This window comes from Dysgonomonas mossii, from assembly GCF_004569505.1.
Lineage (GTDB): Bacteria > Bacteroidota > Bacteroidia > Bacteroidales > Dysgonomonadaceae > Dysgonomonas.
The window spans coordinates 758,565-779,077 of record NZ_SPPK01000002.1; the positions used below are offsets into that span (position 1 = coordinate 758,565).

Here is a 20,513-nt window from a genome sequence, read left to right on the forward strand (position 1 = left end):
GTATGTAGGGACAGTGGCTTGTGGTTGCCCGGATATAAATGGGCAGGAACAAGCCATTGCTCCTACTTCCAAAACACAATTTATTATACTGGATAAAACGAACGATCTCGTATGAAAAATTTCAACATAGAATAGCAAGACCCCTGTTTTCCTTTCAAAATGACCCTTTATCATTTTTGTCCAATTTTATCTATTATAGTAATCAAGAATAATTACTGGCTTATGCTCTTTTTGTAATGCTGAGGCAACGAAGTATACCGACCCTTTAAAGACTCGGGATGATAAAAAGGCGACAATAAATTTATTCCTAGCACTTAATTTATAATAGATATGGCAAAGTACACAGAGCAATTGGTAGAAAGGATAATTTCTTTTATCGAAGAAGATACATATAGTATTTCGGAAATATGTAATGCATTGAATATAAATCGAAAAACATTCTATGAATGGCGGAGAACAAAACCCGAGTTTAACGAGGCAGTTGAAAGAGCGATGGAATGTCGAGACGACAAACTCTTGATGGTGGCACGCAATTCGCTGAAGAAGAAGCTGGAAGGCTATACCCTCACCGAAACCCGAACTATTTATGTCCCCGATAAGAACAATCCTGAAAAGTTAGTCTTAAAATCCCGGACTGTCAGGCAAAAGGAATATGCTCCGGATACCCATGCCATAAAACTGGTATTGTTGCAAAATGAAGCCAAAGAAGAGAAAGCGGCAGAGTATAAGCAAGAACCTGCTTTAACAATCGTGGTGCGCGATTCTACCACAGCAGAGAGTCTAAATCTTTTGCGTGAAAATCTTAGAAATAGTCATTCGGTAGAACAAAAGAAAAAGGAGGAAGCGGTTGTAGACGATCAGCCAATGAAACAGGCAGATAAACCCTTATCAATAAAGGAAGCTGATACGGAGGTAGAGACTCAGCCAAAGAAAAAATCAAAACACGTTACCATTCCCAATCTGAACACAGGGCCGTTGCCTCCCGGATACCGTTACAGAGGGTGACGACTGAAAAAGGGGGATATGTGTTACTTTTGTTACTTTTTATAGAAATAGTTTGAGGAATAAGACAAAGCGAGGTGAAAATATAGATTATCTCAATCGATAGAGTCGTCGAACTCCCGTTCCATATCCATCAACTCTCTTTTTATTTGTTCCAGTTTTTGGATAACCTGAATTTTGCGGGCTTCTTCGTCTTTTTTCTGTCTTAGGGCCTGGCGTGCACCTTCGAGAGTAAGACCTTTTTCTCTTACTAAATGATAAACGATGGCAATGTTTTCGATGTCGGCTTTTGTGTACTGGCGTGTACCACCTTCCGTTTTCCTTGGTCTGATGATGTCAAACTCACCTTCCCAAAAACGGAGCAGCGATTCGTTCACTTTAAAGTGCGAAGCAACTTCTCGCAGGGAGTAGTATAGGCGGTTACTATTTTCGAAATCGATTTTCATAGCAGCATCAATCCATTACCTGTCCGTGGTTAGCGGCAATTTGTAACATCTTATCATACTCTGCAGGAGAGAGATCCATAAAGTAGTATTTGGCCGGATTGTCGGGCTGACCTTTTACGTGTACCTCGTAGTGCAAGTGCGGGCCTGTCGATTTTCCGGTGTTACCCACTTCTCCGATCAGCTCGCCACGGGTAACCTTTTGTCCCGGGCGTACTTTGTATTCGTTGAGGTGAGCATATAACGTTTCATAGCCATAGCCATGACTGATCATAATACATTTACCATATCCCTGCTTCCAGCCTACCTCTATTATTGTACCATCGCCGGTCGCATACACGGGTGTTCCTATATTTGCGGCAAAGTCCATTCCTGCATGAAAGCGAGCTGTACCATAAATAGGGTCGATGCGTGTGCCGTATCCCGAGGCTACTTGTTTCAGGTATCTGTCGGGTACAGGTTGTATGCTTGGTATATGTTTCAGACGATCTTTTTGGCTTTTGGCAAGACTGAGCACTTCATCAAACGAGTTAGACTGTATATAGATTTGCTTTTCGATGAAGTCCATCTTCTTTGTAGTTTGTATAATCAGATCCGGGCTTTTCAACTCCATCAGGTAATCGTACCTTCCGATACCTCCGACTCCCGAACTTCGGATAGAGGAGGGGATAGGGTCTGCATGGAATATTGCCCTGTAGAGATTGTCGTCTCGTTGCTGTATATCTCCGATCACGTTTATAACTTCGTCCATCCGCTTAGAAAGGACTTCGTACTGCGCACGGATCAGTTCATCCTCTTTCTTCTGGGCTTTATCCCAAGGCGTATCGAAGAAATAGGTAACTACTATCAGACCGACTATACCAACTACAATACCCGATATCAGGTGACGGAAAACCACAATTATCCTATCTTTGCGGCTAGGATAAATTCTGTCATATGTGAGTGTTTGCGGATTGTATCTATAATATACTTTTCGCTTCATTTTATGGTTCCTGTCATTTTTATTTTCGCGAGTTCGACAAAAGTAAAGTTTTTGCGCTATTTTTGCAAATTGATTATAATAAAGAAACAGAAATTAATGTGGCAACATGAAAATGTGAAAATTAGCAAACAGTTAGGAGTGTATCCGATGTCTGCTAATTTGCTAATTTACTAATTTTAAAAATATGATGACTTCTAAAGAAATTCGTGAATCGTTTAAATCCTTCTTTGCATCTAAAGAGCACAAAATTGTACCATCGGCACCGATGGTGATCAAGGGTGACCCTACACTGATGTTTACTAATGCGGGTATGAACCAGTTTAAAGATGTTATTCTGGGTAATGCGCCAATCAAGTATGCACGTGTAGCCGATTCTCAAAAATGCCTTCGAGTAAGTGGGAAGCATAACGATTTGGAAGAGGTAGGGCACGATACTTACCATCACACGATGTTCGAAATGCTTGGAAACTGGTCTTTTGGAGACTATTTCAAAAAAGAGGCAATCGAATGGGCGTGGGAATATCTGACAGAAGTTTTGGCATTAGATAAAAACCGTCTCTATGTTACTGTTTTCGAAGGCAGCCCTTCCGAAGGCTTGTCTCGTGACGATGAAGCAGCAGCCTATTGGGAAAAGTATTTACCGGTAGACCGGATTATCAATGGCAACAAGAAAGATAACTTTTGGGAAATGGGTGATACCGGTCCTTGTGGTCCCTGCTCCGAAATACATATAGATTTACGTTCGGATGAAGAACGTGCGAAAGTTGACGGGCTGACTTTGGTGAATCAGAGTGATCCTCAGGTTGTAGAAATCTGGAACCTCGTGTTTATGCAATACAACCGTAAAGCCGACAAGTCGCTTGATCCGCTTCCTGCTAAAGTGATTGATACAGGGATGGGATTCGAACGTTTGTGTATGGCTGTTCAAGGTAAGACATCGAACTATGATACAGATGTATTCCAGACTATAATAAAGGCTCTTGGCGCGTTGGCTAACACTACATACGGTGACGATACGAAGAAAGACATTGCAATGCGTGTGATAGCTGATCATGTGCGTACTATCGCATTTTCCATAACAGACGGGCAGTTGCCATCGAATGCCAAAGCGGGATATGTGATTCGTCGTATTCTTCGCCGTGCCGTTCGTTATGGATATACGTTCCTTGATCAGCACAAGTCGTTTATGTATAAGCTGCTACCTGCATTGATAGAAACAATGGGAGATGCTTATCCTGAGCTTATCCAACAGCAGACGCTGATTGAAAAAGTAATGAAGGAAGAAGAAGAGTCTTTCTTGCGTACATTAGAGACTGGTATAAAACTACTCGACAAGCAAATAGCTGATACAAAAGCAAAAGGATTGACAGTACTAAGCGGTATTGAAGCCTTTACCTTATATGATACATACGGATTTCCTCTCGACCTTACAGAGCTGATTCTGAAAGAGAATGACATGTCTGTAGATGAAGCCGGCTTTAAGGCAGAGATGCAAAAACAAAAAGACCGTGCCCGCAATGCCGCAGCAGTAGAAACAGAAGACTGGGTGACATTGAAAGACGGTGATCCAGAGTTTGTAGGTTATGACTTCACTGAATGTGAAACCGAAATATTACGTTACCGTAAGGTAAAACAAAAGAATAGCGAGTTTTATCAGATTGTACTGAGTCGCACTCCATTCTATGCTGAAATGGGAGGACAGGTAGGTGATAGTGGTTGGTTGGCAACCGATGACGAAACAATCGAAATATCGGATACTAAGCGTGAAAATAATCTGGCAGTACATTTGTCTAATAAGCTTCCTCAAGATCTGACAGCTACATTTATAGCCCGTATCAATCTGAAGAACCGTACAGCAACAGAGTGCAACCATACTGCAACGCACTTGTTGCACGAAGGACTGCGTGAAATACTGGGTAGTCACGTAGAACAAAAGGGGTCGTATGTATCTCCATCTGTTCTTCGCTTCGACTTCTCTCATTTCCAAAAGTTGACAGACAAGGAGATTCGTGAAGTAGAACGTTATGTGACAGGTAAGATCAGAGAGAACATCATTCGTGAGGAAATGCGTCATGTACCTATTGCCGAAGCGAAAGAAATGGGTGCGATGGCTCTATTTGGCGAAAAGTATGGTGAAGATGTACGTGTAATACGCTTTGGCGATTCAGTAGAACTTTGTGGAGGTACTCATATATCTTCTACAGGACGTATCGGTTCGTTCCGTATTATCAACGAGAGTTCGATTGCTGCCGGTATCCGCCGTATAGAAGCAATTACGGCTGAGGCTTGCGAAGACTACTTTTATGCTCAACAAGATATATTGACAGAGGTGAAATCCCTGTTTAACAATACTCCAAATCTGACTCAGGCTCTTCGTAAATTCTTTGAGGAAAATGCCGAAATGAAGAAGACCGTTGAAGAGTATGTAAAGGAAAAGACAGTTCAGATTAAAGATGCTCTGATAAAGAAAAAGCAGGTTATAAATGGTATTGATTTCTATGTATTGAATGGCCCATTTCCGGGTGAAGTTGTAAAGGATATCGCTTTCCAGATAAAAGGTCAATTCGCAGAAAATACAGCTTTTGTAGGAGCTACCGAATACGAAGGAAAACCATTACTTACTGTGATGCTAAGCGACGACCTAGTAAAGGATCACGGATTGAATGCATCCCAACTGGTGCGTGATGCCGCTAAGCATATTCAAGGTGGAGGTGGAGGTCAACCTCACTTTGCTACAGCCGGTGGTAAAAATACCGAAGGTTTGACAAAGGCTTTGAACGATATAATGGAAAAGATAAAATAAGGAAATATCCTTTATTCTAATATAGAAAGAGCCGAAAGTTAAATTTTGGCTCTTTTTGTTTCTATTTATCCAAAATCTTATATCTTCGTGGAAATCCTAATACCATAAATGAATATGAGAAAAGCAATGTTAATTGTATCTGCTGCACTTTTTCTTGTGCTGGTACTGGTTTATATATGTACACGTTAAGTTTGTGTAGCTGAAAGCTTATTTTTTAGCTCTTGGTACCCATTCTTTTGCGGCTTGACTATATCTGTATTCATATATAGATAGTATATATACTTTTGGGTATAATGAAAAAGATTAAATCCGGATATTGATAATTGAAGACTTGCACAAAAGCGATGATAGGATATAAAACAATAAAATGCTTATTTTTGTGTTTTATATATGATTAATCAGCTGTTGGTTTATACGTGTCACAAAATAATCTAGTACGTACACTATACATAGGATTTGGTGTATTGTTTATCCTCCTTATCACATCGTCATGTTCTAATAAGAAGAACACCGCCTTGACACGTTTTTACCATTCGGTGAATACACGCTATAATATACATTACAATGCTGATATAGCTTACAAAGAAGCGCTCGAAGCAAAAGAGAGGGGGAGGGAAGACAATCTTTCGCAATTGGTCTATATTTTCCCGAAAAGTACGGACTCGCTTGGTGCATCATCGGGGAATTTTACAACCACTATAGACAAAACAACCAAAGCGATCAAGCTGCATTCGATAACTGCAAAACCCAAACGTGATCCCGATAGGCGAAACGATGCCGAATATCAGGCGTGGATTCGTCAAAAAGAATATACTCCGTTTATGGATCAGGTATGGTTGTTGCTGGCGAAAGCTGAATTTCAGGATGGAAACTATTTACAAGCTGTCAGTACGTTTCTGTATATAACAAAGATATACAGTACCAATCCCGAGATTGTTGCTGAGTGTCAGTTGTGGATAGCCCGTGCATATATCGAAATGGGATGGATGTATGAAGCCGGAGATATCTTACATAAGATAGAGATAGCAGGAGGAGTTTCCGAAAAACATAAAGGTTTTTATGCATTGGTGAAAGCCAACTATCTGGTTTATAATAATGAGTATGATGCTGCCATACCTCAATTGGAGATAGCCATAAAGAGCGAAAAGAATAAGCATCAAAAGACCCGCATGAAATATCTTTTGGGGCAGCTTTATGCTCAGCTGGGAGACAAAGCCAAAGCAGATAAGGCTTTTGCGTCTGTTAAGGGTATGAGTACACCTTATAAGTATACATTCAATGCACAACTCAGACAAATAGAGCTGGACGACTCTCCGGCAAAGACAAAGGCATTATCCATACTGTCGGGCATGTCTAAGAAATCACGTAACAAAGAATATCTCGATCAGATATATACTACTTTGGGAGACATATATCTTCAGAAAACAGATACCTTGAAGGCTGTTGAAAGCTATAAAAAAGGAGCGAAAGAGAGTACCCGTAATGGATACGACAAAGCAATGGCTCAGATAAAACTCGGAGACCTATATTTTCTTAAGCGCAAATTTGTCTTGGCTCAACCTTGTTACTCAGAAGCTTTGCCTCAATTGAATAAATCTCATCACGATTATCCAAAAGTAGCTTTAAGGTCGAGTGTACTAGATGAACTGGTTGTACATGTTAAAGTAGTAGAAGAACAAGATAGTTTGCAATATATAGCTCAACTTCCTGAAGAGGAACGTCTTCACATTATTAAAGATAAGATAGAGCAGCTGAAAAAAGAAGAAGCAAAGAGACAAAAAGAAGAGGATACCCAAAGGCGGATCGAAGAACGGCAGGAGCGCATATCGTCTTGGGATGATATAAATGAACAACTGTTTGACCAATCTAACAAGACTCCGGTAGCCCCTCCTGTTATTACACAGCAAGGTGCAGCTACATTCTATTTCTATAACGAACAAGCAGTAAATCAGGGTAAGATAGCATTTCAACAACAATGGGGAAATCGTAAGCTGGAAGATGATTGGCGCAGACGTAATAAGCGATCTACAGGAATCTTTGATGAGGTAGATGCCGCGCAAGAACCCGATTCTCTGAATACAGAAGCGCATCGGATAAAGGAGCTTCAAGCTCAGAATGAAGAACTCAACAAACCAAAGAATGCCGTTGATGATGAATATTCCGTTGATTATTATTTGCAACAATTACCTCTGACTCCCGAAGCTATTAAAGAATCGAATGTCCTTATCGAGGATGCCTTGTATAAGATGGGGCTGATATATAAAGATAAGTTGCAAGATATGGATTTGGCTATCGATGCCTTTAATACAAATATACACCGTTTCCCTAATACGCCTAACCTGGAAGAAATTTACTATCAACTGTTCCTTATTTATATGCGTTTAGGAGATAATAATATGATGGCTATATACCGATCTAAACTGATGAATGAGTTTGTATCGGGTAAGTACGCCGGGCCTGTTTCTCAACCCGACTATGAATGGAATTTCCGAAACATGGCTAGCTTGCAGGATTCTCTCTACAACGAAGCTTATAAAGCATATCAACACGCAGATGTGGAAACTGTAAGACGCAATTATACAGCAATGAATAGCAAGTATCCGTTTACTGACCTGATGCCTAATTTTACTTTACTGAATGCATTGACTTATGCTCAAGAACGTGATGCGGGCAACCTGGAAGCGAACTTGACGGATTTAGTGAAGAAGTATCCGAAGTCTGATATTACTCCTTTGGCAGGCGAAATACTCGAACGTCTGAAAAGCGGGAAAATATTACTCTCGGATGGTTCTCCCGTCACCGGATTCGACTGGAGTAAGGCGTATCAGGGTGCTGATTCTTTGCTTGCTTCTAAGGGTAAAATATTGCAATACTCCGACACGTTGGATGTGCCTTATGTGTTGATGCTGATGTTTAAACCAAAGACGATAGACCGAAACGAATTACTGTATCAGGTGGCCGACTATAACTTTACCAATTATGTTATTCAGACATTCGACCTGAGCTTCGATACAGATCCGCCGTATGAGGTATTGCAGATAAAAGGATTTAATTCTTTTGCTGCAATAAAATCATATCTCTCAAAAGCATATAGCAAAGAAGGGCTCATACAGCATCTCGACACGGCAATTCTTGTAGTGCCGATATCAACAGATAATTATATCAATGTGCTTCCTCGTCTTGGCTTAGAGCAATATATGGCATACTTTAGAGAGCATTATGCAGAACAATTCCCTCAGTTGATAGCTTCATGGAGTGGTGATAAGTATATGGAATCTACCCAGCCTGTAGAAATAGCAGAAGCTGTTGAGGTTAAAGAGGAGAGTAAAGTTAAAGAGCTTGAAGAACTGGTAAAAGAACCTGTAATTATACCACAAAGACCTGTCGTGCCTGAAAAGCCTGTACAAAAACAACCTGAAACGAAAGTAAATGGTAAACAGATAACAGGGGATGACTTGTTGTCGAAAGATCAATTACAAAAAGCCGGAGAAATAAATAACGTTATAGATGATATATCTAATGTTGTCAGCAATCCTGTTGATGGTATTAAGAGTTTATTTGACCGATACAAGAATAGGGAAAAACTGACAAAAGAAGAAAAGCAAGCGCTCAAGGAAGAAGATAAGTTGCGTAAAGAACACGAAAAACAACAAAAAGCAATAGAAAAAATCCGCTTAGATTCTATCAACAAAGTAGAGAAAGCCCGAACAGACTCGATAGCGAGTGTAGAAAAAGCACTCGAAGATTCCATTAAGTCTGCGAATAAGCAAGCTGAGGAACAAAAACGAATGGAAGAGAAGCAAAAAGAAGATGCAGCCAAAGCTGCCGTGAAGGCTCGTGAAGATGCCCGTAAACAGAAAGAGGCAGACCGTAAGCAAAAGGAACGTGAACAGAAAGAACGCTTGCGTCAGCGCGAAAAAGAACGGAAGGAAAAAGAGAAGGTTAAAGAACAGGAACGCAAACAAAAAGAGCGCGAAGCGGAAGAAAGAAGAAAGCAGCGTTTGAAAGAAAAAAGATGAAAAATGACCTTTTGGCATCAAAAACTAAAAAAGGTGTGCTCTGATAGTTGAAATAACAAAAAAAAATCATTAATTTGCCTTATGAATTACTAGAGGCTATGCCTTTCATCCTAAAAACTAACTATATGAACGAGAACCTAAATCCTGAATTGCCAGAAAATAATCTACCAGAGGAAGTTACAAACCAATCTGTTGAAGAGGAAGCGAAAGAGCAATCGGAAACATCTACAGAGACTTCGGTGGCAAAGCAAGTATCTTTGACCAAAGATGAGATAATTGAAAAATTAAAAAACTTGACCGCACAAACTGAAATTCCTTCGAGAGCTGAAGTAGAGTCGCTTAAGCAAGCTTTTTATAAGTTGCGTTCTGCTGCTATAGAAGAGCAAAAGGCCGAATTTATTGAAGCCGGAAACGATGCCGAAGCATTTGTTCCTGCACCTGATCCGAGTGAGGATGTGCTGAAAACTTTCTTGAGTGAATTAAAAGAAAAACGTGCAAGCCAGGCAGCAGCCGAAGAAAATCTTAAAGAAGAAAATTATAATAAAAAACTTCAGATAATAGAGTCAATTAAGAACTTGACCGAAAGTTCTGATGACTTCAATAAGCTGTATAAAGAGTTTAAAGACTTACAGCAGGGATGGAATGATGTAACCTCGGTTCCTCAGTCGAAAGAGAAAGAATTGTGGAAATCTTATCAAATATATACAGAGAAGTTTTATGATCTGATAAAGATCAACAATGAATTTCGTGATTATGATTTCAAGAAGAATCTTGAACTCAAAAATGCGATTTGCGAGTCGGTAGAAAAACTGATAGATGATACTGATTCGGTTTCAGCTTTTCATCAGTTACAGAATTTCCATCAGCAATGGCGCGAGATAGGTCCTGTTGCCAGAGAACTGAGAGAAGAAATTTGGACTCGATTTAAGAATGCTTCTACAGCTATAAATAAAAAATATCAGACTCATTTCGAGTCACTCAAAGGTAGGGAAGAAGAAAATCTGGTTGAAAAGACTGCAATTTGTGAAGCCTTGAAAAACATAGATTATTCTACTTTGACTTCTTTCAAAGAATGGGATGAAAAGAGCAAGGAAGTGATAGAGCTTCAAGCTAAGTGGAAGACAATCGGTTTTGTTCCTAAAAAAGTAAATAATCAGATATTTGAAGAGTTCCGTTCGTTGTGCGATGCATTCTTCGAAAAGAAGAGTGAATTCTTTAAGGGCGTGAGAGGCGAAATGGACGAAAATCTGGACAAGAAACGTGCATTGACAGAACAAGCAAAAGCCCTAAAAGATAGTACAGACTGGAAGTCTACAACAGATAAGTTGATTGCTATACAGAAAGAGTGGAAGACTATAGGGCCTGTGCCTCGCAAATATTCGGATGCTATATGGAAAGAATTTGTAACGGCTTGCGATTATTTCTTCGAACAAAAGAAGAAGAATGAGTCTTCTCAGAAGAGCGAAGAATTGGACAACCTGGCTGCTAAAAAAGAAATAATAGAGAAGATCAAAAATGTTGATCAGTCTTTGGATTCATCTGAACTTATCGCTAAGGTGCGTGAGTTAGCAGACGAATGGCATAAGATCGGTTTTGTTCCATTCAAAGAAAAGGATAAAATTTATAAAGAATTCCATCAGGCTGTTGATGCTCATTATGATCGTCTTAAAGTAGATAAGACAGAACGTCGCTTCGAATCCTTCAAGTCGAATATAAAAGACATCTCAAAACAGGATAATCCTAAGAGAGCTTTATACAGAGAGCGTGATCATTTGATGCATCAGTACAATAAAGTAAAATCAGATCTTCAGACTTATGAAAACAACATGAACTTCCTGTCTATTTCGTCTAAAGGGGCTAGTGGACTGTTGAAGGACGTAAATAATAAGATTGAAAAGCTGAAAGAAGAAATGGAGTTGCTTGTTAAGAAAATAGAGGCTCTTGATGAGAACCTGAATGAATTGGAAAAGTAGAATTTATTGAAAATACATAGAGAAGAAAGGTTGTCTAATATGGACAACCTTTTTTTGTTTTGATACAGTTTCTGTTATTTATTTTTTATATAATACTTTCTGTTTTTAATCCAATGAATAGCGATGAGAACAGGCTCGCCGGAGTCCGAGAATGTAAGATTATGTCCCAATGTTGAGAATAGGCAGTACTCGTAAGGTTTGCCTTCAACCTTAAGCGTATTTAGACGTTCTATTGATAATCTTGCCGGGATTTGTATATCCTTCTCGCCAAAAAGCCAAAGCCCAGGAGTTGAAAGTTTGTTTAGTGTTTCGTAAGAGTCTGTGTCGATAAACTTGTAAGATTCTATTTTATACTGCTCATCAAAGCGACTATTGTGATGCAAACTTTCACGAGCCTCAGCTTCGGTATGGGAATTCCAAAAATCAGGGTCACCATTTGTGAAAAACTGAAATCGTAGTTGCTCAAGTGTTGAAATTATAGGACCACTAAACAGCACCATGAAATTGACAGATGAATTATTGCTTGCAGCAATAGGAATGATCCATCCTGCCTGACTAAAGCCAACTAACCCAATTGGTATGTTCTTGTTTCGCTCATGAAGTGTATTTATGGCAGCATTTGCATCTTTAGCTAATAGTGTAAGATTGCAGGAGTCAACATTATTCGTGCCCACTTCCGGCCCCATATAAGTCCCACCCGATTCTCCTACTCCTCGCTTATCGTAGGTTAATACCGAAATTCCATTTTGTGCTAAAAGGGATGCAAATTCATTCATTCTATGCTCCTGCCCCGAACCATGTACTAAAACTACCGCAGCATCCGAATGTTGAGGTGTGTAAATCGTGCCGGCCAGAGTTATTCCCTCGCTCTCAAATCTGATATTCTCAGTAGTAACTTCCTGCGATTGAGCTTTTATATGATTTAATGAGGTTAAAAGTAATAGCAGAATGAAGACTCTTCGATTAAGAAATAGTATATTCCTTAATCCTTCAATGTTTTTAAAGTAATTTATTATAATATTTTTACTAATCATATCTTGTATATTTTTTTAGTTATCTTTTTATTCTTTATAATGATAGGACACAGCATATATAAAAAAGGTTACAAGTCTTTCTAGAGTTATGCAATTTAAATTATATTTGTTACAATAATATAGAGTGAATTTGTTGATAAAATATAAGAATGGTATATGACGTACTTTAAATTACTTATAGTTTATGCTTTGTCCTTATTTCTATTATATGCATGTATGACTACTAGTAAGTCGTATACAGAAAAAGAAATACTAGAAGAACTTGATTCTACATTTTATGGAGTCACAGGTAGATATATTACCAATAAGAGTGACTATTCATATATATTTTTTCTTGACTTAGAGCATGGATATTCTAATACTGTAGGAAGTCGCATTCATTTATATGCAGATGCGAATAGATGGGCTGTTGTTTTTGAAAAGAGTGCCTATCAGAATAGAGGCGGATATGCTGATATTGAGTTGGACTACGTGGGCAACTGTATCGAATACATTAAAGAATCCTCTTATGAGGATAATCGAATATCTAATATGGAGTCTGTCATTCTTATTCCCAGTGACGAATTTGCACGTATTAGTAAAGTGGGAGGAAAGAACGAATTGTTTGAACTTGTTAGTCTCAAATCTGATAGTGTAAAGGTGAGAGGAGAGATGGTAAAAATAGAACATGATCCTTCCCTGTATAAAGCTTTAGGAATACAACCTAACGAACTTTCCAGTTCTGATGAATCGATTGGCTTTCCCCAATTGATTCGATACCTTAATGAAGTAAATCCAGATTTATTAAGGGCAAGAGAAATCGAAATCAGACGATATATTCCCAAAAATATTCCTAAGATAATGGTTATAGACGAATTCCATTTTTCAAGCTTCTACAACAAAAGTATTCCTCCAAGTAAGCAAGAACTATATCAATTAATAGCAAAAATTTTGGTCAGTAGAGATTCTGCACTTTGGAAGCCTACACAAAAACCAAATAACCATTGGAGTAATTGGGAGTCTGGGTATTTATAAAGTGTATCAATACATATTTCGCTTATATCCATAAAGCAATCTTTCCTTGTGATTTATATATATAAAAATTGTCTAATATATGAGCTGTCACCTTTAAGAGTAATTTCTTCAGAGGGAAAAAGTGACAATAAATAATATGCTGATACCTGTTACTTTTGTTACTTTTTATGTTGGGAGAATTGCTTTGGTTGCTGAATATGAGATCGTAGCACGAACTTTGACAAAAGAAAATAAAAAGCTGTAAAACTGCTTTTTAATGATAAAAATAATATATTTTTGAAGAAAGAATATTAACTCAAAAAATATCAGGTATGGGACTTTTTGATAAGCTAAGAAATGAATTAATAGATATTATCGAATTTTTAGATAATACGCAAGATACTATTGTTTACCGTTTTGAAAGGTACAACAACGAAATAAAAAACAATGCGAAACTGATTGTTCGCGAAGGGCAGATAGCCGTATTTGTAAATGAGGGCGAAATCGCTGATACTTTTACTCCCGGCACTTATACGCTTAACACTCAAAACCTGCCGATACTCACCACGCTGAAAGGATGGAAGTATGGATTTAATAGTCCGTTCAAGGCAGAAGTCTATTTTGTGAGTACAAAGAACTTTATAGACCAGAAATGGGGAACCAAGAATGCCATAATTTTAAACGATAACCGTTTTGGAATGGTCGAAATAAGAGCATTTGGGATCTACTCATTCAAGATAACCGATGCCCCTGTGTTTATTAGGGAGATTGTAGGAACGAATCAGACCTTTACTACCGACAATATTAAAGAACAACTGAAGAGTATTATTGTTACCCGCTTTTCGGATGCCGCAGCAGAGTCAAACTTGCCGATAGAATCGTATGCCGCTAACCTGAATGAACTTTCGGAAGTTATATTCGGCTATATGAAGGATGATTTTGGTGCATACGGTATGGATGTAACCAAATTCCTGATAGAGAATATTTCTATGCCTGATGAGGTGAAGAAAGAAATATTCGAACTTAGCCGCCTTGATAAAATAGATTTGGATAAACTGACCAAAATGAAGGCTGCAAAGGCTATGGAAGCGGCAGCCGAAAACCCTTCGGGTACGGCCGGTATGGGAGTCGGGCTTGGTGCGGGTATGGCAATGGCCAATCAGATGGTACAATCGATGGCTAACCAGACATATTCAGCTAATCAAAGTACTTCTGGACAAGCTGTGCCTCCACCACTTCCAGGCACTGCTTCTTACTATGTGGCAGTGAACGGGCAGCAAGCAGGCCCTTTTGATAAGGCCGCATTAGTAGAACTTTCAAAGAGCAATACACTGACCCGTGATACTTTGGTTTGGAAAAACGGATTGGCAGATTGGGCTCCGGCAGGAAATCAGCCGGACTTGCAAGACCTTTGGACAATGACACCTCCTCCTCTGCCAAAACAAGATTAGGATATGGCGGATAACGTTCAAATTACATTGAATGGCAGCGACACATATCAATGTCCGCAATGTGGCGCTGCTCTTAAATACAAACCGGGAACAGATTTTCTTCACTGCGATTACTGTGGGATGGATACTCCCATCAATAGTAAAAAGGTTGATGACGTACAGGAACTTGATTTTGATACGTATGCAGAGCAGGCTGAGACTCTAAGCACTAAAGCGACAAAAGTTATCAGTTGCCGTACTTGCGGTGCAGAATCTACTTTCGACGAAAGCATGAAGTCTGTAGAGTGTCCTTATTGTGCAACACCGCTGATTGTATCGGATGCCTACGAGGAACGCCTTGTTCAGCCATCGTACTTGTTGCCGTTCAAGATTTCTGATAATGAGATCGGGAGCTATATGTCTGTTTGGATATCCAGACGATGGTTTACTCCCAATAAATTAAAATCGAGGGCTTTGTACGATCGCAGGCAACAAGGTGTTTATATCCCTTGTTGGACTTACGATGCTCAGACCGAGACGGATTATACCGGCGAACGAGGAGATGATTATACCACCACGGTAGGAGTCGGTAAAAATCGTCGTACCGAGACACGCACACGTTGGAGTGATATTAGCGGGCATATTTCTTTGTTCTTCGACGATGTTATGGTTCCTGCATCTAAGATCATCACAACACAAGTGATGACTGAGATCAGCAATTGGGATATGATGAACATGGTAGAGGCTGATAATCGCTTTCTTAGTGGCTTTATTACAGAGAAGTATAATATAAATATGCAAACCGGATATGCGGCTGCCAAAAGTAAGATGGAGTCGGATATTGACTATGCTATCTGTCAGGATATCGGAGGTGATAGGCAACGTGTACATTCTAAAAAGATGTCCTTTAGCGATGTGAAGTTCAAGTTGATATTGTTGCCTGTGTATATGTCGTCTTATACATATAATAACAAGCTATATCATTTCTTTGTGAATGCACGTACGGGACGTGTAACAGGCGACAGACCATATAGTGTTGCTAAAATAGCTTTGGCTATTACGGGGGGGCTTATATTACTGGCTCTGTTTATTTGGTTCGTAAATAATTATGGATGATAAGGGGATAAGCTCTAGAACTGTATAGCTATAATTTGAATTGTATATCTAGTTGTTGATAAAGTACCTGACAACTTCTCTAAAGAAAAAGAAAGACAGGATAATTGCAACAACTAGTTTCATTATGATTCCGGCTAAGAAGCCAACAAAGGCACCAAAGCCCGCCTTGAGCGCGACACTGAACTCTTTATTATCCAATATCTCTCCTATTACTGCGCAGACAAAAGGGAGGATAATAAAACCCCAGGGAGGAAAGATGAAAAGACCTAGTACCATCCCTATAGCACTTCCCCATACACCGTACGAACCTCCTCCCAGTTTTTTCGTGCCCCAAATAGGAATGTAATAATCTAATAGTTGGACGATTATGATAATTATACCCCAAGCAACAAGAAATTCTGTGGAGAAATCTATTTTGGATGTAAATTGTAACAGAACAATTGCGATGTAATTTAGCGGAACTCCAGGTAAAGCGGGTAAAATACACCCGATAATCCCGATGATGACAAGGACTGTTCCGATTGTAATAAGAATAAAGTCAAGGGCCATATTGTTTTGTTATGAGATTTGGTAACTTTGTTTAAATGGTTGATTCTAAAAGTATATCATTCAGAGTATTGTTGTATTTATTCATTATTAATATGAACGAAAAGAGACCATGTTTATGATCTCTCTCTTTTTTAATACTCTATTCGACTCCTTTTTTACTGTACCAAGACTTCGATTGAGCCTTGTGGGCTTTGTACTAATAATTTAGGATTGTACAATCTTCAATGGTTTTCCTCATTTTCTTACCGTCACATTCTCCTGTTATATTTTAGTATTTAAACATAGAACAGGCAAAAAAGTTTTTAAAAGGTCATTTTTTATTCAGAAATACGATGATGTATCAGAAGAGAGAATATCGTTTATGGTCATTTTTATAAAGTTTATACTTTTATCTTTTTACGTTAAGGTAGCAAATGAAAAGTAATGAAAAAAGCCTCGCATCATTTTATGCAAGGCTTCCACTTTTCCGACTATTGGAGAGTTTTATTTTTTTGACCAATTGCTAGATTTATTGTCCCATTTGTATAGAGTAGGAGCTGTTGGCTGATTGTTTTTATCGTAGCTATATTCATATTTTTGAACACCGATCCATCCTTTTGCTCCATCCCATTCGTAAGTAGCTTTTTCTTGCATACGTCCGGTAGCATCATAGTTATAAACCGTCTTGGTTAAAGGGGCGTTGGTGTTTTTGTCACATAACAAGAATTCCTTTACGCAACCTGTTTCAGTTGTTTCTATATTGCTGAACATCACTGTTTCCGGATCATTAGCATATATGCTCAATGATAAAAATAGAACTGCGAATAATAATAATTTTTTTAGGTTCATGGCTTTATTTATTTAGTTATACAAAGATACTTTTGTTTCTTTATATATAAGACGTATTTTGTAATAAAAAGTCACAATGATACAGTTAAATATAGTTAATATTGTATTTGTATATTCTATTTTATTTTGTTTTAGGTTGTTTTGTCTTTCAAAATGAAAGTTGTATTGCTTCTGGATTATATCTATGCGAATAGAATAACTTTTAAGGTAGAAAAGAGTAATAAAAAGTCATCAAAAAATATCAAAAATTTAAAATAAGTAAAAATATAAGAAGAGGTTAGTAAAAATCCTCCTTGATGAGAATTAATCTCTTTCATATATCAAAAAAAATGACGAAATTTGCGTGCCTTAAAAATGAGAATATTAAACTATATATAATCAATAAAAACAAATGAAAAAAAGTGCGTTACAAATTGCAAGAGCTGCTTATAACCCTAAAATGCCAAAAGCATTGTATGGCTCTGTAAAAGTTGAGGAAGGAGCAGCTACTCAATCCGTAGCAGATCAGGAAGAGGTGAAAAAGTTATTCCCTAATACATATGGGATGCCGACTATCAAGTTTGTAGAAACTTCAGAAAAGGTAAGCTTACCTGCTATCAATGTAGGAGTTATACTTTCTGGAGGACAAGCTCCTGGTGGTCATAATGTTATCGCCGGTCTTTTTGATGGTATAAAAAATATGAATGTCAGCAGTCGTCTTTTCGGATTCCTAATGGGTCCGGGCGGTTTGGTTGATCACGATTATAAAGAACTTACAGCCGACATTATCGATGAATATCGTAATACAGGAGGTTTTGATATTATCGGTTCTGGTCGTACAAAGCTCGAAAGCAAAGAGCAATTTGACAAAGGTCTTGAAATATTGAAAAAACTAGATATAAAAGCTCTTGTTATTATCGGTGGTGACGACTCGAACACAAATGCTTGTGTGCTTGCTGAATACTATAAAGAAATCAATGCAGGTGTTCAGGTAATCGGTTGTCCGAAAACAATTGACGGTGACTTGAAAAATGAAATGATAGAAACTTCATTCGGTTTCGATACAGCTTGTAAAGTATATGCTGAAGTTATCGGTAATATACAACGCGACTGTAACTCTGCTCGCAAATACTGGCACTTTATCAAACTAATGGGACGTTCTGCTTCTCATATCGCATTGGAATGTGCTCTTCAGGTACAACCAAACGTATGTATTATCTCAGAAGAGGTAGAAGCTCAAAAATTATCTTTGGATGATATCGTTACAGATATAGCAAATGTTGTAGCTAAACGTGCAGAAGATGGTAATAACTTCGGAACAGTTTTGATCCCTGAAGGTCTTATCGAATTTATTCCTGCCATGAAAGGTCTTATTTCAGAATTGAATGATTTCTTGGCACATCATCAACGTGAATTCAATGCTGTTCCTAAAGATGATCAGCTTGCATATATACAAAAGAACCTGTCTGCCGAAAATGCGAAAATATTCGCAAGCTTACCTTCCGGTGTAGCTCGTCAGTTGACTTTAGATCGTGACCCTCACGGAAACGTACAAGTTTCTTTGATCGAAACAGAGAAGCTATTATCTGAAATGGTAGGTAATAAACTGGCTGAAATGAAAGTTGCCGGTAAATACAAAGGTAAGTTTGCTGCTCAGGAACACTTCTTCGGTTACGAAGGACGTTGTGCAACTCCTTCAAACTACGATTCAGATTATTGTTATTCGTTAGGATATACTGCTGCTGCTCTTATCGCTGCAGGTAAGACCGGTTATATGTCTTCTGTGCGCAACACAACAGCGCCTGCTAGCGAATGGATTGCCGGTGGTGTGCCTGTAACAATGATGATGAATATGGAACGTCGTCATGGCGAAATGAAACCTGTAATCCAGAAAGCTTTAGTGAAACTTGATGGAGCACCATTCCAATATTTTGCTGCACATCGTGAAGAGTGGGCTGTTGGAACAGAGTTTGTATATCCGGGGCCAATTCAGTTCTTCGGACCATCAGAAGTTTGCGACCAACCTACAGTTACATTAAGACTGGAACAAGGAAGATAAAATATTCAAAATATTTTAGCAAGAGGCTGTAATTTTGTTACAGCCTCTTTTTTGTTGGCTATGAAACGGTTAGAGATGCTGTTGTATCAATAATCTATTAAGAGCAGTCTTTCTTTATAAGAAATTCAACAAAAACATATCGAAAAGCTTTGTTTATTAATAAAAAACTTCTACTTTTGCACTGCTTTTGAAGCAAATGGTATTGTCTCATGGTGTAATGGTAACACAACTGATTTTGGTTCAGTCGTTCAAGGTTCGAATCCTTGTGAGACAACTACAAAAATAAGAAAAGAGCTGTATATTAAAATATACAGCTCTTTTCTTATTTTACCCTTACTGTTTCTTTTGCGTTGTCACTACTATTTTGAGTTCAGCATAAAGTATTCCAGACTTTTCTTGATATCATCTATTTGAGAATCTCCAAAGCTTTCATACTCTGTAGAAATAAGCCCGTTGAAGTTTTGCCTTTTCAGTTCATTTATTACTTCTTTCACTTGCAATACACCTGTCCCCCATGTTGTATCTTCCATTGCTTCGTTCAGGTCTTTCATGTGTACAACCTTTATTCGTCCATCAAACTTCTTGAGAGCCTCTATAGGGTCGTTTCCTGTTCTTTTCCAGTGTCCGATATCAGCACATACGCCCATTATCTTATTTCGTCCTTCGAGGGCTTTTACAAGTACATCCGGATTTGCATAGATAGAAGGTTCAGGATGGTTATGTATGGCTACTTCGATATCGTATTTGAGTGCAAGTTGTTCAACAAAGTCAAGTTGTTCCAATTTTGGTTCACATGTTACGGTATGTACTCCCACATCTTTCGAGAAACTGAAAAATCGCTCCCATTCTTCATTCGTATCATACGATGCTACGCCGAAGGCATATAAGGTAATATCCCGATCTTTAAATTCCTTTTTCAGTTGAGCTTTTGTTTCCTCCGACAAATCAAAGTTCAGATAAGCTGTATCAGGGAAATTTTTTCCTAAAGCCTGAGAGAAGAATGCTTCGGCGTAGTGGATACCCAGATCTTTTGTTTTATCGAGTGTTTCCATCAGCGTGAACTTGTGGAATGTATATGTCTGGATACCCATTTTCCATTCGGATTGTTTTGCCCCTTCTTTACATCCGATAAAACATAAAGAGATGAATAATAATAAAAGCTTCAAATTTTTCATATTGTTTGGTATTAAAAATAAGTAGTTATAATCTGGGCGTTTCTCGATTCGTGCATATAATATTCTTGTACGAAAGAATATAAAAGTATACCAAAGATATGAATATTATCGAATTAAATCATCCTTGG

General features: G+C 38.4%; 14 protein-coding genes and 1 tRNA gene. 9 read left to right on the plus strand and 6 right to left on the minus strand.

Going from position 1 to position 20,513, the window contains the following annotated elements:
• Positions 1 to 330 precede the first annotated feature (330 nt).
• Positions 331 to 1,005, plus strand: coding sequence for a bacteriophage terminase small subunit (locus E4T88_RS08560; protein ID WP_135105039.1), 675 nt, complete (start codon positions 331 to 333; stop codon positions 1,003 to 1,005).
• Positions 1,006 to 1,097: 92 nt separating this feature from the next.
• Here E4T88_RS08560 and E4T88_RS08565 read toward each other — a convergent pair whose 3' ends face one another.
• Together E4T88_RS08565 and E4T88_RS08570 are read right to left on the minus strand one after the other, a co-directional pair.
• Entirely contained in the window at positions 1,098 to 1,448 is a 351-nt protein-coding gene (locus E4T88_RS08565) for a MerR family transcriptional regulator (protein ID WP_135105040.1), read from the minus strand.
• Positions 1,449 to 1,455: 7 nt separating this feature from the next.
• Complete coding sequence (locus tag E4T88_RS08570) at positions 1,456 to 2,427, minus strand: M23 family metallopeptidase (RefSeq protein WP_135105041.1); 972 nt, start codon at positions 2,425 to 2,427, stop codon at positions 1,456 to 1,458.
• A gap of 184 nt (positions 2,428 to 2,611) precedes the next feature.
• Here E4T88_RS08570 and alaS point away from each other — a divergent pair, with 184 nt between their 5' ends.
• The 3 genes from alaS to E4T88_RS08585 all read left to right on the plus strand — a co-directional run bounded on the left by alaS (position 2,612) and on the right by E4T88_RS08585 (position 11,222).
• Positions 2,612 to 5,230, plus strand: coding sequence for an alanine--tRNA ligase (alaS, locus tag E4T88_RS08575; RefSeq protein WP_135105042.1), 2,619 nt, complete (start codon positions 2,612 to 2,614; stop codon positions 5,228 to 5,230).
• Between the two features lie 416 nt (positions 5,231 to 5,646).
• Complete coding sequence (gene porW, locus E4T88_RS08580) at positions 5,647 to 9,249, plus strand: type IX secretion system periplasmic lipoprotein PorW/SprE (protein WP_135105043.1); 3,603 nt, start codon at positions 5,647 to 5,649, stop codon at positions 9,247 to 9,249.
• Positions 9,250 to 9,374: 125 nt separating this feature from the next.
• Positions 9,375 to 11,222 carry a DUF349 domain-containing protein gene (locus E4T88_RS08585; protein ID WP_228093837.1) on the plus strand — a complete coding sequence of 616 codons (1,848 nt, stop codon included), beginning with the start codon at positions 9,375 to 9,377 and terminating at the stop codon, positions 11,220 to 11,222.
• 74 nt (positions 11,223 to 11,296) lie between these two features.
• On the opposite strand, the gene E4T88_RS08590 is transcribed toward E4T88_RS08585, so the two are convergent.
• Positions 11,297 to 12,256 carry an alpha/beta hydrolase family protein gene (locus E4T88_RS08590; protein ID WP_135105045.1) on the minus strand — a complete coding sequence of 320 codons (960 nt, stop codon included), beginning with the start codon at positions 12,254 to 12,256 and terminating at the stop codon, positions 11,297 to 11,299.
• Positions 12,257 to 12,472: 216 nt separating this feature from the next.
• Here E4T88_RS08590 and E4T88_RS08595 point away from each other — a divergent pair, with 216 nt between their 5' ends.
• From E4T88_RS08595 to E4T88_RS08605, 3 genes are all read left to right on the plus strand, one after another.
• Positions 12,473 to 13,270, plus strand: coding sequence for a DUF7003 family protein (locus tag E4T88_RS08595; RefSeq protein ID WP_135105046.1), 798 nt, complete (start codon positions 12,473 to 12,475; stop codon positions 13,268 to 13,270).
• Positions 13,271 to 13,581: 311 nt separating this feature from the next.
• Positions 13,582 to 14,700 (plus strand): SPFH domain-containing protein, encoded by a 1,119-nt coding sequence (locus E4T88_RS08600; protein ID WP_135105047.1) that lies wholly within the window; start codon positions 13,582 to 13,584, stop codon positions 14,698 to 14,700.
• A 3-nt stretch (positions 14,701 to 14,703) separates the two neighbouring features.
• Positions 14,704 to 15,795 carry a TFIIB-type zinc ribbon-containing protein gene (locus E4T88_RS08605; RefSeq protein WP_135105048.1) on the plus strand — a complete coding sequence of 364 codons (1,092 nt, stop codon included), beginning with the start codon at positions 14,704 to 14,706 and terminating at the stop codon, positions 15,793 to 15,795.
• Between the two features lie 48 nt (positions 15,796 to 15,843).
• Here E4T88_RS08605 and E4T88_RS08610 read toward each other — a convergent pair whose 3' ends face one another.
• Both E4T88_RS08610 and E4T88_RS08615 read right to left on the minus strand, forming a co-directional pair.
• A complete protein-coding gene (locus E4T88_RS08610; protein ID WP_135105049.1) occupies positions 15,844 to 16,344 on the minus strand; it encodes a DUF456 domain-containing protein in 501 nt (166 codons plus the stop codon).
• A 483-nt stretch (positions 16,345 to 16,827) separates the two neighbouring features.
• Entirely contained in the window at positions 16,828 to 17,172 is a 345-nt protein-coding gene (locus E4T88_RS08615) for a DUF3836 domain-containing protein (RefSeq protein WP_006843041.1), read from the minus strand.
• A 391-nt stretch (positions 17,173 to 17,563) separates the two neighbouring features.
• Here E4T88_RS08615 and E4T88_RS08620 point away from each other — a divergent pair, with 391 nt between their 5' ends.
• Positions 17,564 to 19,210, plus strand: a complete 1,647-nt coding sequence (locus E4T88_RS08620; RefSeq protein ID WP_135105050.1) for a diphosphate--fructose-6-phosphate 1-phosphotransferase — start codon at positions 17,564 to 17,566, stop codon at positions 19,208 to 19,210.
• 203 nt (positions 19,211 to 19,413) lie between these two features.
• Positions 19,414 to 19,484, plus strand: a tRNA-Gln gene (locus E4T88_RS08625).
• A gap of 85 nt (positions 19,485 to 19,569) precedes the next feature.
• On the opposite strand, the gene E4T88_RS08630 is transcribed toward E4T88_RS08625, so the two are convergent.
• On the minus strand, positions 19,570 to 20,385 hold the full coding sequence (locus tag E4T88_RS08630; protein ID WP_135105051.1) for a sugar phosphate isomerase/epimerase family protein: 816 nt from the start codon (positions 20,383 to 20,385) through the stop codon (positions 19,570 to 19,572).
• Positions 20,386 to 20,513: the final 128 nt, after the last annotated feature.

Excerpts from the sequence above, each read along its gene's own strand:
- E4T88_RS08615 (WP_006843041.1), bottom strand. The coding sequence starts at position 17,172 with ATGAACCTAAAAAAATTATTATTATTCGCAGTTCTATTTTTATCATTG.
- E4T88_RS08590 (WP_135105045.1), bottom strand. The coding sequence starts at position 12,256 with ATGATTAGTAAAAATATTATAATAAATTACTTTAAAAACATTGAAGGA.
- E4T88_RS08565 (WP_135105040.1), bottom strand. The coding sequence starts at position 1,448 with ATGAAAATCGATTTCGAAAATAGTAACCGCCTATACTACTCCCTGCGA.
- E4T88_RS08585 (WP_228093837.1), top strand. The coding sequence starts at position 9,375 with ATGAACGAGAACCTAAATCCTGAATTGCCAGAAAATAATCTACCAGAG.
- E4T88_RS08605 (WP_135105048.1), top strand. The coding sequence starts at position 14,704 with ATGGCGGATAACGTTCAAATTACATTGAATGGCAGCGACACATATCAA.
- E4T88_RS08600 (WP_135105047.1), top strand. The coding sequence starts at position 13,582 with ATGGGACTTTTTGATAAGCTAAGAAATGAATTAATAGATATTATCGAA.
- E4T88_RS08560 (WP_135105039.1), top strand. The coding sequence starts at position 331 with ATGGCAAAGTACACAGAGCAATTGGTAGAAAGGATAATTTCTTTTATC.
- E4T88_RS08620 (WP_135105050.1), top strand. The coding sequence starts at position 17,564 with ATGAAAAAAAGTGCGTTACAAATTGCAAGAGCTGCTTATAACCCTAAA.
- E4T88_RS08595 (WP_135105046.1), top strand. The coding sequence starts at position 12,473 with ATGACTACTAGTAAGTCGTATACAGAAAAAGAAATACTAGAAGAACTT.
- E4T88_RS08610 (WP_135105049.1), bottom strand. The coding sequence starts at position 16,344 with ATGGCCCTTGACTTTATTCTTATTACAATCGGAACAGTCCTTGTCATC.
- E4T88_RS08630 (WP_135105051.1), bottom strand. The coding sequence starts at position 20,385 with ATGAAAAATTTGAAGCTTTTATTATTATTCATCTCTTTATGTTTTATC.
- alaS (WP_135105042.1), top strand. The coding sequence starts at position 2,612 with ATGATGACTTCTAAAGAAATTCGTGAATCGTTTAAATCCTTCTTTGCA.
- E4T88_RS08570 (WP_135105041.1), bottom strand. The coding sequence starts at position 2,427 with ATGAAGCGAAAAGTATATTATAGATACAATCCGCAAACACTCACATAT.